The sequence below is a fragment of the Desulfosceptrum tomskiensis genome, from assembly GCF_049818055.1.
Taxonomy (GTDB): Bacteria; Bacillota; Desulfotomaculia; order Desulfotomaculales; family JASEER01; genus JBFLVT01.
The window spans coordinates 1745154-1760983 of record NZ_CP187479.1 but is presented as its reverse complement, the minus strand read 5'-3'; the positions used below and the strand labels follow the sequence as shown (position 1 = coordinate 1760983).

The 15830-nt window shown below is 58.5% G+C and carries 13 protein-coding genes; all 13 read left to right on the top strand.

Annotated features, from left to right (window positions below; all coding sequences use genetic code 11):
• Positions 1-175: 175 nt before the first annotated feature.
• Positions 176-1360 carry a branched-chain amino acid ABC transporter substrate-binding protein gene (locus tag ACPV0M_RS08990; protein WP_425622175.1) on the top strand — a complete coding sequence of 395 codons (1185 nt, stop codon included), beginning with the start codon at positions 176-178 and terminating at the stop codon, positions 1358-1360.
• 127 nt (positions 1361-1487) lie between these two features.
• Positions 1488-2447, top strand: a complete 960-nt coding sequence (locus ACPV0M_RS08985; RefSeq protein ID WP_425620317.1) for a branched-chain amino acid ABC transporter permease — start codon at positions 1488-1490, stop codon at positions 2445-2447.
• Entirely contained in the window at positions 2448-3719 is a 1272-nt protein-coding gene (locus ACPV0M_RS08980) for an ABC transporter permease subunit (RefSeq protein ID WP_425620316.1), read from the top strand.
• Positions 3706-4473, top strand: coding sequence for an ABC transporter ATP-binding protein (locus ACPV0M_RS08975; protein WP_425620315.1), 768 nt, complete (start codon positions 3706-3708; stop codon positions 4471-4473). The genes ACPV0M_RS08980 and ACPV0M_RS08975 overlap by 14 nt, the downstream gene beginning before the upstream one ends.
• Positions 4474-4696: 223 nt before the next feature.
• The gene (locus tag ACPV0M_RS08970; RefSeq protein ID WP_425620314.1) at positions 4697-5404 is read left to right on the top strand and encodes an ABC transporter ATP-binding protein; all 708 of its coding nucleotides are present in this window, start codon (positions 4697-4699) and stop codon (positions 5402-5404) included.
• Positions 5405-5908: 504 nt separating this feature from the next.
• Positions 5909-7303 (top strand): ammonium transporter, encoded by a 1395-nt coding sequence (locus tag ACPV0M_RS08965; protein WP_425620313.1) that lies wholly within the window; start codon positions 5909-5911, stop codon positions 7301-7303.
• 126 nt (positions 7304-7429) lie between these two features.
• Positions 7430-7810: a hypothetical protein gene (locus ACPV0M_RS08960; protein ID WP_425620312.1), complete on the top strand. Its 381-nt coding sequence runs from the start codon at positions 7430-7432 to the stop codon at positions 7808-7810.
• Between the two features lie 144 nt (positions 7811-7954).
• Positions 7955-9364: an AmmeMemoRadiSam system protein A gene (gene amrA / locus ACPV0M_RS08955; protein WP_425620311.1), complete on the top strand. Its 1410-nt coding sequence runs from the start codon at positions 7955-7957 to the stop codon at positions 9362-9364.
• A gap of 224 nt (positions 9365-9588) precedes the next feature.
• The gene (gene amrS, locus ACPV0M_RS08950; protein ID WP_425620310.1) at positions 9589-10608 is read left to right on the top strand and encodes an AmmeMemoRadiSam system radical SAM enzyme; all 1020 of its coding nucleotides are present in this window, start codon (positions 9589-9591) and stop codon (positions 10606-10608) included.
• 276 nt (positions 10609-10884) lie between these two features.
• On the top strand, positions 10885-11925 hold the full coding sequence (gene argC / locus ACPV0M_RS08945; RefSeq protein ID WP_425620309.1) for an N-acetyl-gamma-glutamyl-phosphate reductase: 1041 nt from the start codon (positions 10885-10887) through the stop codon (positions 11923-11925).
• A 71-nt stretch (positions 11926-11996) separates the two neighbouring features.
• Positions 11997-13205: a bifunctional glutamate N-acetyltransferase/amino-acid acetyltransferase ArgJ gene (gene argJ, locus ACPV0M_RS08940; protein WP_425620308.1), complete on the top strand. Its 1209-nt coding sequence runs from the start codon at positions 11997-11999 to the stop codon at positions 13203-13205.
• Between the two features lie 92 nt (positions 13206-13297).
• Entirely contained in the window at positions 13298-14215 is a 918-nt protein-coding gene (argB, locus tag ACPV0M_RS08935) for an acetylglutamate kinase (RefSeq protein ID WP_425620307.1), read from the top strand.
• A gap of 374 nt (positions 14216-14589) precedes the next feature.
• Positions 14590-15801 (top strand): IS110 family transposase, encoded by a 1212-nt coding sequence (locus tag ACPV0M_RS08930; RefSeq protein WP_425620304.1) that lies wholly within the window; start codon positions 14590-14592, stop codon positions 15799-15801.
• Positions 15802-15830 lie beyond the last annotated feature (29 nt).

The window sequence follows — 15830 nt, the reverse complement described above, 5'->3', positions numbered from 1 at the left end:
TTGTATACATTACATAGAGATCTTGGCTGGTTAGCGAAGCCGGATGCACGGGCGTTACGGGGCGAAGAGGCTCCTTGGCAGGTGTTTCACAAGGGGCCTTTATCACTGCAATCTAAAATCTTATTTGGGGAGGGTGTTTGGGAAAGTGCGAGGGAAGGGTAAACTGTTGGCTCTGGTGTTGGTAGTTGCTTTGGTCGCGCTGTTCGCGGTCGGCTGCGGCGGCGGCGGGGACAAGAGCGGCGGCGACAAAGCCGCGCTCGAGGTCATCAAGATCGCGACCGTGTCTCCGTTATCCGGTGCTCAGGCCGGGATGGGCGAACCGATCAAGCTGGGCGCGCAGATGGCGTTGGAAGAGCGTGTGGCTGAGTTCGAGGCGTTGGGCTTTAAGCTGGAGCTTGCTCCGCAGGACGACCAGGCTGACCCCAAGGTAGGCGTGGCCGTGGCGCAGAAGATGATCACCGATAAGGACATCCTGGCCGTGGTGGGCCACCTGAATTCCGGCGTGGCTATCCCCGCTTCCGAGGTCTATGTAAAGGACAACCTATGCCAGGTCTCCCCGGCGAACACCAACCCGGCCGTTACCGACCGCCGCCTGCCGGTTGTCAACCGTATCGTCAGCCGTGACGACATCCAGGGGCCGGTCGGCGCTGAGTACGCTGTCAAGACTCTTGGTGCCAAGGCCGTTTTTGTGATCCACGACAAGACTACTTACGGCCAGGGTATCGCCGACGAGTTCAAGGCTCAGGCTGAGAAGCTCGGCGCCAAGGTTGTCGGCTACGAAGGCATCACCGCCGGTGAAAGCGACTTCAGCGCCGTTCTGAACAAGGCTGTGGCCGCGAAGCCTGACTTCATCTACTTCGGCGGGATGTATCCGGAGGGCTCGCTGTTGGCGAAGCAGGCCAAGGAAAAGGGCCTGAAGGCTTACTTCATGGGTCCGGACGGCATGTACGACCCGAAGGTTATCGAAATCGCCGGTGAGGCTGCGAAGGGCGTCTTCTGCACCTCTGTCGCCGGCGACGTGACGCTGACCGAGGCCGGCAAGGCCTGGGCTCAGAAATACCAGGAGAAGTTCGGGGCGCCTCCGGGAAGCTTTGCGGCCTACGGCTACGACGCGATGAATGTCGCTTTGGAAGGAATTAAGAAGGCCATCGAGAATAATGGTGGGAAGAAGCCTTCGCGCCAGCAGGTGTGCGAAGCTGTCCGCGCCATCCAGGGCTTCAAGGGTGTCGCCACCAACGTCAGCTTCGACGACAAGGGCGACAACAAGGACGCCAAGGTCTTCGTTTACGAATTCAAGGAACTCAAGTTCCCGGCCCCGATCGTAATGGAGATCGAAGCGGGCCAATTCTTGAAGAAGTAAGAGCTGAAGCTGGTTGTGTTGAGGAAAAAAGGCCGGCTTGAGTAAAGCCGGCCTTTTTTACCTTACTTTTTATGCTGTTTCGTACTGTTTTTACATTGGTTTGGGGGGAGGTCTGCAGTTCTAATTTATGCAAGAATTCTATCACGTTTTGCCGCAGATCCTGGTGGACGGGCTGACCCTTGGTTTTGTATACGCCGTCGTGGCCCTGGGCTATACAATGGTCTACGGGGTTCTGGAACTTATCAATTTTGCTCATAGTGAAGTCTTTATGGTGGGCGCGTTTGCGGGGACGGAGGTCCTGCTTTTTCTTCAAGCCATGGGTTACCTCCAGGGTCTACCCGCACCGGTCGCCCTTTTGGTTGCCTTGATAATTGCAATGGTATTAAGCGGTTTGCTTGGCGTGGCTATTGAAAGGATCGCGTACCGGCCGGTCCGGATGGCCCCACGGCTCGTGCCCTTCATTTCGGCTATCGGCGTTTCCTTTTTTCTCCAGGACGCGGTCCGTTTGGTTGAAGGACTTTGGAAGAACGCCTTTTATCTTACCGCTCCCACCCTCTTCACCTCCAATATCGCCCTCTCGGCCAACCTGAAGCTCCCTGTCAAGTCGCTTATCGTTATCCTCGCCGCCGTCGTGATGATGATCGGCCTGCACCTGTTCGTCACCCGCAGCAAGTGGGGCAAGGCCATGCGTGCCGTGGCGCAGGACAAGCCGACCTCGGCCCTTATGGCGATCAATGTCGATAGGGTTATCGCCCTGACCTTCTTTATCGGAGCGGGACTTGGCGGGGCAGCCGGGACGCTTTTCGCCGCCCAGTATTCCCTGGTTCATCCATACGTAGGCTTTATTTTGGGCATTAAGGCCTTTACGGCCGCCGTTCTGGGCGGGATCGGCAATATCCCGGGCGCCATGCTCGGCGGTGTGCTCCTGGGGCTTCTTGAATCCTTCGGCGCTGCCTTCCTGGGGGTGGCCACCAACGGAGCCATGGGGGCTGAGTATAAGGACGTCTTTGCCTTTGTCATCCTGATCGCGGTGCTCATTTTCAAGCCGAGCGGTCTCTTAGGCGAAGCAGTGAGGGAGAAGATATAGATGCGCAAGATATCTTTGCCGGCACAGCTTCAGGACAGCCGGGCGCAGTTGGTCATGGCTTCAGCCTTTATCCTTTTCGCCAACCTGTTCTTCCTCCTTAACCCACAGTCGGCCATTGCCTTCCTGCTGTTCATGGGTTCGGTCCTGGTCCTGTACAAAATGCCCGTACCCGTCCATGTCAAGATCTTTGTCGCAGCGGTAGTGCTGGGCGTAATGATGCCGCTTATCGGGCTGGAGAACGTCTACTACCTGGACGTTGTGACCCAGGTGGGGATTTACGTGGCCCTGGCCATAGGCCTTAATATCGTCGTTGGTTTTGCGGGTTTGCTCGACCTGGGGTACGTGGCCTTCTATGCCTCCGGGGCCTATCTTTACGCTATCTTTGCCACCTCTCAGGCCAGTAACTTCATTTCCTGGGCCCATTTTCCTCTCTCAGGGATGTGGTTCTGGCCCTTCCTGTTCTTGGGGCTGATTGTGGCCGCCATCTTCGGCGTACTGCTAGGTTTCCCGGTGCTCCGCCTGCGTGGCGACTACCTGGCTATCGTTACCCTTGGGTTCGGGGAGATCATCCGCATCGTCCTCAACAACCTGGACAAGCCGGTGAACATCACCAACGGCCCGAAGGGGCTTACCCCGATCCAGCCGCCGGAACTCTTCGGTTTGGTTTTAAACCAGCCCATCCACTATTACTATCTGGTTCTCATCATCATTATCGTGACGTTGATTGTGGCCCGCCGCCTGGACAACTCGCGTATCGGCCGGGCATGGGCGGCGATCCGTGAGGACGAGCTGGCCGCACGGAGTATGGGTATCCCGCTGGTAAGGATGAAGCTGCTTGCCTTTGCCAGCGGTGCTTCGTTCGCCGGGGTTATGGGCGTGATCTTTTCGGCCAAGCAGACTTTCATCGACCCCTCCAGTTTCTCCTTTATGGAGTCCATCGGCATCCTGGCCATGGTCATCCTGGGCGGCATGGGCAGCGTTGCCGGCGCTGTGATCGGGGCGGTCGCTGTAGTGGTCCTGCAGTTACAGGTTCTCAAGGAGTTCTCCGACTTCCTGGGACAGCTCTCGCTGAAGGGGATTGTCACCATTCCTTCCCAGCTTGACCCTGCAAAGTACGAGCGGTTAATTTTCGGCGCCATTCTGGTCGCGATGTGTGTCTTTCGTCCGAAGGGCCTGCTGCCTGCTAAGCGCCAGTTGGCACTGCTTAAAGAAAGGGTTCAGAAGTTGAAAGCCAAGGGCGAAACGCGAGGTGAAGACATTGACGTTGCTTAAGGCGACGGGGGTTACCAAGCGTTTTGGAGGTCTTGTCGCTGTCGATGAGGTTGACTTCGTCCTCGAAGCGGGCCGGATTGTCAGCATTATCGGGCCGAACGGCGCCGGCAAGACGACTTTTTTCAATATGATCAGCGGCTACTACAACCCTGACCGGGGGACGATCATTTTTGACGGCCGCGACCTGAGCAGGGTAACGCCTGAAAAGGCGGCTTCCTGCGGCATCGCCCGTACCTTTCAGAACATCCGGCTGTTCCCGGAATTGATGGTAGCCGAGAATATCCTGGTGGGGATGCATCTGCACCTGCACGCCAGCCTACCCGGTATTATCTTCAACGTTCGGCGGGTGCGTGATGAGGAGCGATACGCGCTGGAAGAGGCTCTTAGCCTTCTGGAGTTTGTCGGTCTTTCGGGGCGGGAGTCTGAACTGGCTAAGAACCTGCCGTACGGAGCCCAGCGGCGCCTGGAAATCGCCAGGGCCCTGGCCGTTAAACCCAAGCTCTTGCTGCTTGACGAGCCCACGGCGGGGATGAACCCCCGGGAAACCGACGAGATGATCGAGCTTATTCTCAAGTTGAGGAACGAGCGGGGGATCACCATCCTGCTCATCGAGCACGACATGAAGGTGGTCATGGGCATCTCGGACCACATTACCGTGTTTAATTTCGGTGTGAAGATCGCCGAAGGCACCCCCGACGAAATCAAGAACAACCCGGAGGTCGTCAAGGCCTACCTGGGCGAGGAAGCGGTGTAACTCGTCGTACGTCGTACGGGGCTGGAATGGATAACGTCCTAGGTTGTAGGAAGCAGACGGAGGAATCGCTACTAATACTCTTGGGTTTTGTAACCGCAAATACAGGTTGTTTAAAAGCAGTATGAGGAGTCAGAAAACGAAGTCAGTTCAGTGGAATCTTAGGTTAATCCGTCCCCGTCTGACCTCTGACTTCTGACATCCTTTTTGAGGGGTGGCATGCGAAGTGCCGGTACTTGCTCTTTCCAACGTCGATACATACTACGGACAGATTCACGCCTTAAAAGGGGTATCCCTGGAAGTCGAGGCCGGGGAAATCGTCACCTTGATTGGCAGCAACGGCGCCGGCAAGACCACCACGCTGATGACGATTTCCGGGCTTTGCAAACCAAGGAACGGCACGATATATCTCCAGGACGAGCTGATCAGTTCCCTGCCGGCTCATGAGGTGGCGGGGAGGGGGGTGGCCCACGTGCCGGAGGGCCGCAAGATCTTTCCCCGCTTGACGGTGCAGGAAAACCTGGAAATGGGGGCCTTCCGGATCAAGGATCGGGCCTGGATTAACCGGAACCTGGAGCGGGTCTATACACTTTTCCCCCGCCTTGAAGAACGCCGGAAGCAAAAGGGCGGCACCTTGAGCGGCGGCGAACAGCAGATGCTGGCTATCGCGCGAGCGCTGATGAGCGAGCCGACCATCCTGCTGCTGGACGAGCCGTCGATGGGCCTGGCCCCCGTCCTGGTCGATTACATCTTTACCGTGATCAAGGACCTGAACGCCCAGGGGATGACGATCCTGCTTGTTGAGCAGAACGCCCGCAAGGCCCTGCACATCGCGCACCGCGGCTACGTCCTGCAGACGGGGAAGATGGTCCTGTCGGGTACGGGGGAAGAACTGCTTAACAACGCGATGGTCAAGGAAGCGTACCTTGGATAAGTCATCGGTCGCCGGACGCGAGGGAATTCGCCGGGCGCATTCACCGAGTTTTTCCAGGGGCCGGGCTGTTGAATAATGCTATTGACAGTGCCGGCAACCGGTATAATAGAATAGTTAGTAATTAGAATTAAAAGATCCATCAAGATACAGTGTTGTATCAAAGCCGATGAAGGCGCCTGTCTTGGGGCGTCTTCTCTTTTTTGGAGGTACGGGCAAAACCGTATCTCGAATGAGGGGGTGAGCTACATAAAAAATCTGTGAGCGTCTTGCTGCAGCAGGTTGGACGCAGGTATCCAGGAAGCCCTGGCAAGCACGGGATCAACGGAGCGACCGGCACCGGTAGATTTTACCGGGGGGCATGGATGGGTTCGACTTTGCTTAGTCTGTATCACCTGAGCAAGTGACCATCGAGCGGTCACCCGGGCAATGATGCCCCGCGGAGAGAATAAGCACTCTCCTTAGGGGCCTTTTTCATTGTTGAATGAGGAAGGGAGAGTTAGTAAAATGTCAGGGTTTCTTAGATGGTTGCGTCTTGCAATAACGGCAGGCATCCTTCTTTCGGCCGCGCCCGCCGCTGCGTGGGCGGCGGGAGACGCGCCGGCCGTGGATACCGGCGACACGGCCTTTGTCCTGGTTTCGGCCGCGCTGGTCATGCTGATGGTTCCCGGCGTCGCCGTCTTTTACGGCGGCATGGTCGGAAGGATCAACGTTTTGAACACGATTATGCTGAGCTTCATCACCCTCTGCATCGTTTCGGTGCAGTGGGTGCTCTTCGGATATTCCCTGGCCTTTGGGCCCGATGTTTCGCACATCATCGGCTCCTTCGACTGGCTTGGATTGAACGGGGTGACCCAGGCTCCCAATCCGGATTACGCCGGAACGATCCCGCACCAGACTTTTATGGTCTTCCAGTTGATGTTCGCGGCTATCACCCCGGCCGTCATGATCGGGGCTTTTTCCGAAAGGATGCGTTTTAGTGCTTTCCTCTTATTTCTTATTCTTTGGACGACGATTGTCTATGACCCCCTGGCCCACTGGGTCTGGGGTCTCGGCGGCTGGCTGCGCGGCCTAGGTGTCGTCGACTTTGCGGGTGGCATGGTAGTACATATCGCCTGCGGTGTGGGCGGGCTGGTGACCGCCCTGGTTCTTGGGAAGCGTAAAGGGTACGGAACAAGACCCTTGCCGCCGCACAACCTGCCCCTGACCGTTCTGGGCGCCGGGCTGCTGTGGTTCGGGTGGTTCGGCTTCAACGCCGGCAGCGCGCTGGAAGCAAGCGGCCTGGCCACGAACGCCTTCGTGGTGACGAATACCGCGGCCAGCGCGGGAGCCCTGGCCTGGGTGCTGACGGAATGGCTTCGCCAGGGCAAGCCGACGATCTTTGGCGCGGTCAGCGGTTGTATCGCCGGCCTGGGATCGATTACCCCGGCGGCGGGTTTTGTTGCCCCGGGACCGGCGGTGATCATCGGGCTGGTGGGCGGCGTGGCCTGTTACTTCGCTGTCAGCGTCGTGAAGAGGGCTCTTGGCTACGACGATTCGCTGGACGCCTTTGGGATTCACGGTATCGCGGGCACCTGGGGTTCGTTGTCCGTCGGCCTCTTTGCCACCACCGCGGTGAACGGGGCGGGGGTCAACGGTCTTTTTTACGGCAACGCGGCCCAACTGGGCGCGCAGGCGATCGGTGTTCTTGCGACCTGGGCCTTCGTCGGCCTGGCAACCTTCCTCGTTCTCAAACTGGTTGGCCTGTTCATGCCTCTTCGCGTCACCGAAGAGGAGGAGGAAACCGGTTTGGATCTTACCCAGCACGGGGAAAGCGGTTATTCGGACGATTTTGGTTTTGGCTCGGTGTCCAACGGATCGCTGATGGGCCTGGCGCCCCTCACGACGATGTTGCCGAAATAAACAACGGACTGTCGCCAAGCGGAAAAGAAGACCGCGTTGTCGCATTCGGCGTGGAGGCGGGGGAAAAAAATCTTCTCCTGCCTTCACTTTTTATTTAGAATTAAATTAAAAGGGGAGATGAGCATAATGGATGGCAAAGGGTATTTTGGCGAAGAGTTAGTCGAGAAACTGGCTGAAACATTGCTTGACCCCCTCAAGGAATACAGGAACGCACGCAGCAACGAAGGGATATCCGAATTTTGTTTCCGTGACCCGAAGTGCGTCCAGTGGTTTGAGAATTACCGAAAGGCGCTTTGCAGCCTGGAAACCAAAGAGATTACCCTGGACAGGAGTTTGTACTGGATTCTCATCACCCGGGCCAAGATAGAAGTGATCGCGGCGATCGGGGGCATCGACTTGATGGGCAGGGTATGTGACAAACTTGAAGAACACCCCGAGAACAAGAAATATCATTTTGCTTCGGCGTTCAACGCGCTTGCTTCCGGAATTTGCAGGTGGTCCGTCTAAGGGCTTGCTGTTTAACAGGGTTTTTTGATCCGGCCGTCGATTGAGGCGGCTTTTACGTTTTTGGGGAAATGTCCTTTTCGTTGATAAGTATTGTTCCGGCGGGTAGAATAAGCTTAAAATTTACCAGATTGAGGAGGGGCCGGAATGAGCATGGTTTTCTGCGGGATTGTGCCCCATCCCCCCATCATGGTACCCGAGGTAGGGCGTGAAGAAAGCGCAAAAGTTGAGGCCACCCAGGACGCGCTGCTCGAGCTTGGGCGCAGGATCAAGGCCAGCGGCGCGGAAACGCTGGTGATGATCTCGCCGCACGGGCCGGTCTTCGGCGACGCCATCGGCATTAACGTGGAGGAAAGAGCCGCGGGCGACCTGGCGAGGTTCGGGGCCCCCCAGGTCTACATGGACGAGCCCGCCGACCTGGAACTGGCCGCCGGGATTAAATCCCGCGGCAAAGACTTCAGGCTCCTGATCGTCGAGGTCAACGACCGGCTGGCCAGGAACTATCCCGGGCGGGTCAGCACGGAGATGGACCACGGTATCGTCGCCCCCATGTACTGGATCAAGCGGTCGGGATGGGAAGGACGGTTCCTGGCCGTATCGATAGGGCTCCTTCCCTACCACCAGCTTTATTCCTTCGGCATCGCCGTCCGCCGCGCCGCGGAGGCGCTGGGCAGGAAGGTCGCCCTGGTAGCCAGCGGAGACCTCTCCCACCGGCTGACGGTCGATGCGCCGGCGGGTTTCAGCCCGCGGGGGAAGGTTTTTGACGCGGAGATTGTCCGCATTTTCCGGGAGAACAACCTGCGGGCCGTTTTTGAACTGAGCGACGATTTGTGCGAGGAAGCCGGGGAGTGCGGCCTGCGTCCCATCATCATGATGCTGGGGGCGCTGGACGGGTACCAGTCGCGCAGCGAGGTCCTTTCTTACGAGGGCCCCTTCGGGGTGGGTTACATGGTGGCCGGCCTTGAGCCGGGGCCGAAGGACGAACGGAGGGCCATCCTCGCGGACCTGCTTAAGGTGAGGGAGGAGAAGGTGAAGGTCCGCCGCGCCAACGAGAGCTACCTCGTCCGCATCGCCCGCCAGACGCTGGAGAACTGGGTGCGGGGCATCGACAAGCGGCCCGACCCGGGAGAGGTTCCGCCCGAATTCCGGCGCCCCGCCGGCGTCTTCGTGTCCGTCAAGAAGGGCGGCGCCCTGCGGGGCTGCATCGGGACGGTTAAACCCGCGACCCCTTCCATCGTCGAGGAGGTCATGGAGAACGCCGTTTCAGCCGGCGCCAGGGACCCCCGTTTCTACCCTGTCCGCGCGGACGAACTGGACGAGCTCGAATACTCCGTCGATGTCCTGGGCGAGCCCGAAAAGGTCGACAGCCTCGACGACCTGGACCCCAAGAGGTACGGGGTCATCGTCCGGGGCAGGGGGCGCTCGGGGCTCCTGCTGCCCGACCTGGAAGGCATCGACACGCCCGAGGAACAGGTGCGCATCGCCAAGGAGAAGGCGGGCCTGGGCCCCGACGACGAGGTGGCGCTCGAACGCTTCACCGTGACGCGCTACAAATAATGCTCAAGGCGCGGTCATTTCCGGTTGAATTTGTTGCCTATGTACCTTATAGAACCTTGTTTCTGAGCGCGTCACGGGCACTGTGCGCTGAGCACTGGGCTCTGAGAATAGCACTGAGCGCTGGGCAATGAGCACTGAGGTTTGTAATGAAAGGGATTCAGCTTGCTGAATCCCCTCAAATAATCCCAACGCACAACGCACAACGCCGGCACCGGAGGTGCTTTATGAGGCACGCCGAGTTTTACGAAGGCCGCGACGACAACAAGGTTTCCTGTCTCCTGTGCCCCAACCGGTGCGTGATCGCCCCCGGCAAGACCGGGGTCTGCAGGGTGCGCCGCAACGTTGACGGCAAGCTGGTCGCCGCCAACTACGGCATGGTCACCTCCTTCGCCATGGACCCCATTGAAAAGAAGCCCCTGTACCAGTTCTACCCGGGCCACTGGATCCTTTCGGTCGGCACCATGGGCTGCAACCTGCATTGCCGTTTTTGTCAGAACTGGGAGATCGCGCACGGGGAGCCGCACGGCACTCAGGTCTCTCCCGAACAGATCGTCGAGGTGGCGGCGGAGGAGCGCTCCCGCCACTGCGTCGGGGTGGCCTTCACTTACTCGGAACCCTCGGTATGGTACGAGTTCGTTTACGATACCGCGGTCTTGAGCCGTGAGGCCGGCCTCAAGAACGTCCTGGTGACCAACGGCTACCTGGAGGCCGAACCGCTCGACAAGCTCCTGCCTTATGTCGACGCGATGAACATCGACGTCAAGGCCTTCACCGACGACTACTACCGCAAAGTCTGCGCCGGCTTCCTGCAACCCGTGAAAAGAACGGTGGAGACCGCCGCGAAGCGCTGTCACGTCGAACTGACGACTCTTCTCGTCACCGGGCTGAACGACAGCCCGGAGGAAGTAGAGGAACTTGTCTCCTGGATAGCCTCGGTCGACCCCGACATCCCCCTGCACTTTTCGCGTTACTTCCCCAACTACCGCATGGACCTCCCGCCGACACCGGAAAAAACCATGCGCCGCGCCTGGGAAATCGCCCGGAGCAAGCTGAACTACGTTTACATCGGCAACATGCGGGACGGGAAGGCCAATGACACCTACTGTCCCAACTGCAAAGAGACGGTCATTAAAAGAGAGGGATATCTCGTTACCGATGTCAATCTCAAGGGCGGGGAATGCGCGTTCTGCGGGTACGCGTTGAAAATCGAGGGCGAGGCCCGCACGAACTGTACGCTCGTATAAAAAGAAACACGGGGCCACTTTGGTATTGCATAATTATACAGATGATCGTATAATTATAAGCATTATTTCTAAAACTTTACGGTTAAATCTGCAATTCCCGAACGGCCCCGCACTCAACTAAAGAGAGCCAAGTTGCAGGTGGATCTGACTATCTGCGTCTCGAAGATTAGCGGTTAGCTTTAAATGTAATGGGTCTTCGAGTTGAGTGCAGGGGAGCCCAACTGCCGACTACCGCTCAATCCGTTAGGGTTGAGCTAAAAGGGATGTGTGTTTGCAATGGTCAACGTCGGTATCGTCGGCGCGACCGGGTACACCGGCGCGGAACTCGTCAGGATCTTCCTCGCGCATCCCGGCGTCCGCCTTGTCGGCCTCACCTCGCGCACTTACAAAGGACAGCCGTACAGCGGCGTTTACCCGCACCTGGCGGCGCACGTTGAACACCAGTGCGAAGAACTGGACCTTGACAAGTTAGTTGAAAAGTCGGACGTCATCTTCACCGCCCTCCCTCACGGGCACGCCATGGCCGTCGCCCGAGCGGTCGTCGGCCGGGGCAAGAAACTGATCGACTTGGGCGCCGACTTCCGCCTTACGGACGGGGGTGTCTACGAGCAGTGGTACAAGGTGCCGCACACCGAGCGCGGAATCCTGGCCGCGGCCGTTTACGGGCTCCCGGAGGTCAACCGGGCCAAAATCGCCGGGGCGCAGGTCGTGGCCAACCCCGGCTGTTACCCGACGGCGTCGATCCTCGCTCTGGCCCCGGCGCTCAAAGCCGGCCTTGTCGACAAGCGCAGCATCGTCATCGACGCCAAGTCGGGGGTTTCCGGCGCCGGACGCGGGCTTTCGCTGCGGGTCCACTTTGCGGAAGTGAACGAGAACTTCCAGGCCTACAACGTGGGGATTCACCGCCACACCCCGGAGATCGAGCAGGAGCTTTCCCTCCTGGCCGGCGAAGATTTGACGGTTTCCTTCACCCCGCATCTCGTGCCTATGACCAGGGGCATCCTTGCCACCGTCTACTTCAACCTGGCCCGCGATGTCGATACCGCCGGCTTGTATGAAGTCTACCGTGAATTTTACCGCGGCGAGCCCTTCATCCGCGTCCTGCCGCCCGGCGTGCTGCCGCAGACCAAGGCCGTCACCGGCTCCAACCATTGCGACGTCGGGATCGTCGCCGACCCCCGTACCGGCCGGGCCGTGGTCCTCTCGGTGATCGACAACCTGATCAAGGGCGCTTCGGGGCAGGCCGTGCAGAACATGAACCTCATGTTCGGCTTTCCCGAGACGGAAGGGCTCGACCGCCCCGGTCTTTATCCATAGAAGGAAATCAGAGGCCGGAAACCGACTTTTGACTTCTGGCCTCAGACCTCTTTTTTATGGAGGATGGAACTGTGAGTGACTTTGTGTTTGTCGGGGGCGGTGTAACTGCTCCCGCGGGTTTCCGGGCCAGCGGGGTCAGCGCCGGCATCAAGAAGAGCAAGAAGGACCTGGCCCTCCTGGTGTCGGACGTCCCGGCCGGCGTGGCCGGCGTCTTCACCACCAACCAGGTCAAAGCTGCGCCGCTGCTCGTGACGATGCCCCGCGTGGCCTCCGGGAAGGCGCAGGCCATCATCATTAACAGCGGCAACGCCAACGCCTGCAACGGCCGGGAAGGCTTGGACGACGCGCGCGTTATGGGAAGCTTGTGCGCCCGGGCCCTCGGGCTGCCGGAGGAGATGGTCCTGGTAAGCTCGACGGGTGTTATCGGTCAACGCCTGCCCATGGACAGGATCGCCTCCGGGATACCGCTGGCTGTAGCCGAACTGAGGACCACGGGCGGCACCGCCGCCGCCGAGGCGATCATGACCACCGATACCGTCCCCAAACAGGCCGCGGTTTCCTTCACGCTGGGCGGCGCGAGGGTGACGCTGGGGGGCATGGCCAAGGGTTCGGGCATGATCCATCCGAATATGGCCACGATGCTTGCCTTCGTCACGACCGACGCGGCCGTCGCGCCGGGAGCCTTACAGCGCGCCGTGCGTAACGCCGTCGAGGTCTCTTTCAACATGATCAGCGTGGACGGGGATACCAGCACCAACGACATGCTCGTGGTGATGGCCAACGGCCTGGCCGGCAACGAACCCCTGGAACCGGGCTCCGCGGGCTACGCCGTCTTCCAGCGGGCCCTGGACGAGGTCTGCATCAGGCTGGCCAAGGCCATCGCCCGCGACGGCGAGGGGGCGACGACCCTGCTGGAGGTCCGCGTCGTAGGCGCGCCCACGGCGAGGGACGCCCGGCTGGCGGCCCGCGCGATTTGTTCATCCAATCTCGTCAAGGCCGCTGTCTTCGGCCGGGACGCCAACTGGGGCCGGATCGTCTGCGCGGCAGGATATTCGGGCGCCAGGTTCGACCCCGATGACTTCGATGTCTATCTGGGAGACCTGCCCGTCGCGGCCGGGGGCCGGGCCCTGGTTTTCGACGAGGCCCGCGCCAGCGCGATCTTGGCGGGCGACCCGGTGGTCGTCACCGTTGATTTCAAGCAGGGCGACGGGTCGGCTGTAGCCTGGGGCTGTGATCTTTCCTATGATTATGTTAAGATAAACGCATCGTACCGGACGTAACGGTCATCGGTCGTCGGACATCAGAGGTCTGACTCGACGCTTCTGACTTCCGACCGCATGCTTCTGATTTCTTTTTTTTGGGAGGCTATGTGATGCGCACGGCGCTGGAAAAGGCGGGCATCTTGGTTGAAGCTCTGCCCTACATCAAGAAGTTCTGGGGGAAGATCGTCGTCGTCAAGTACGGCGGCCACGCCATGCTCAATGACGAACTTAAGGAAGCAGTCCTCACCGACATCGTCCTGATGAAGTTCGTCGGAATGAACCCCGTGATTGTGCACGGCGGAGGTCCCGATATCACCGGGATGATCAGGAAGGTCGGTTTGGAATCGACCTTTGTCAACGGTATGCGGGTCACCGACAAGGCCACTATGGAAATAGTCGAGATGGTCCTGGTGGGCAAGATCAACAAGTCCATCGTCGCCGCCATCAACCGCCTCGGCGGGAAGGCGATAGGGCTGTGCGGCAAGGACGGCAACCTTTTTAAGGCGGTTAAAAAGAAAGTTTTCGTTGAACAGGAAGACGGCGGCACGCAAGAGGTTGACCTCGGTTTTGTCGGGGAGATCGCCCGCGTGAACCCCGAAATCGTCGCCACCGCTTTCCGGGAGGGTTACATCCCGGTAATCGCTCCCACGGCCGTGGGGGATGACAACGAAAGCTACAATATCAACGCCGACAGCGTGGCCGGCCGCCTTGCCGCCGCGCTGGGCGCGGATAAGCTCGTCATTCTCACCGACGTGGAAGGCATCCTGGCCGACAGGGAGGACCCCGCTTCCCTCATTTCAACCCTGAAAGTAAGTGAAGTGCCCATTCTCAAGGAACGGGGCGTGATTTCGGGCGGGATGATCCCCAAGATCGACTGCTGCGTCGACGCCATCACGGGAGGCGTAAGGCAGGCCCACATCCTCGACGGCCGTATCCCTCACTCGATCCTGCTGGAGGTGTTTACGGACGAAGGCGTCGGCACCATGGTCTTGCCAGACCAGCACTGTGCACTGGGTACTGAGCGCTGAGAATAGCAGTGGGCGCTGAGCACTGGGCACTGGGATTAATCTAGGAAAGGGATTCGGTTACACCGAATCCCATCCTAAAGTATCTCAGACGCTCAACGCTCAATGCCCAAAGCCCTATCCGTTAAACTATCTCTAAAGCCTTGGTTTACAAGGAGATCCCCGATCTCCTGTGGTATTACCCAGTACCCAACGTTTCGGGGAAAGGCCTCTCAACGCCAGCAACTCGATTGCCTGCATTGGAGTTGCCTTCCCCGAGCTTAATGTGGCGTTATGATCCATAGAAGGGTCGTGCTTCGAGCACCGTTGCTGGATAGGGCTGATCATTGACCACAACACCACGTTGGGACTACTTGGGAAAGGAGTTGCCATTATCAGTGATCTTCGCCGGTATCGACTGGGCAGACGCTACCCACCAGGTGGTGGTAATTGACGACAAAGCAAGGATGCTAGCTGATTTTTCGGTCAAACATTCCCGTCCGGGGCTTGATGAGTTGGGTCGTAAACTTCTCAAGCTAGCCGGCCAAGATCTCGCAAATGTTGCTTGTATCGTTGAAACAAGTCAAGGTCTTCTTATCCAATATCTCTTGGAACATGGCTTTGCCGTCTATCCGGTTAACCCCAAGCTGGTCGATCATCGGCGCAAACCATCCGGGGCAAAAAGTGACCCGCTTGATGCGCGTCTGCTGGCCGATATTGGCCGAGCTGAACTACCTTACTTACGCCAGCTTCGGCCCGATAGCGCGATCATTGAAGAACTCAAGATGCTAACCCGGGACCAGGATGACCTGATCCAGGAGAGAACCCGTCTCACTAACAAGCTAATCGCTTGTTTAAAACTCTATTACCCTGTGGCTTTGGACCTGTTCTCTCACGCTAATACTCCTATCTTTTTGGACTTTTTGCAGGCCTATCCAACCTTAGAAAAAGCCCTAGAAGCATCGGTACCAGAAATCGCTGTCTTTCTAAAGACCCACAAGCATCCTCAGCCCAACAAGACTGCTGTGGCGATTTGGACGAAACTCCACGAGCCTCAATTGGAGGCTAATGCGGCCACTACACGGGCGAAGGCGCGGCTGATGCTGTCCTTGGTCACCCGACTCAAGAACTTGCAGGCCGATATTAAGGGTTATGACCAGGACATTCAAGATCTTTTTCAGAGCCACTCCGACTACAAGATCTTTGCCAGCCTTCCCGGAGCGGGAGTAAGGGTGGCGCCACGGCTCCTGGCGGAGTGGGGTGATGATCGGAGCCGTTATCCCGGTCTACCGGCCGTACAGGCCCTAGCGGGTACAACACCGGTTCTGTTTCAAAGCGGCAAGTATGCTTATGCCCGTCCGCGAAAATCCTGTGTTAAACCCTTTAGGAACGTGATGTACCAACTGGCGATGCAGAGTATCCGTTGGGTTTCCTGGGCACGTGAATACTATGATGCTAAACGCGCACAAGGTAAGGCTCACGCCACAGCCCTCAGATGTCTCGCAAGTGTCTGGATGCGTATTATCTATGCGATGTGGCTTAACAACACCCCCTATGATGAAGCTCTATTCCTGGCAGCCAAGGAGCGGCACGCCTTACGGGCGGCCTAATCAGGGTTATTAAAATTAGGTATTGACAT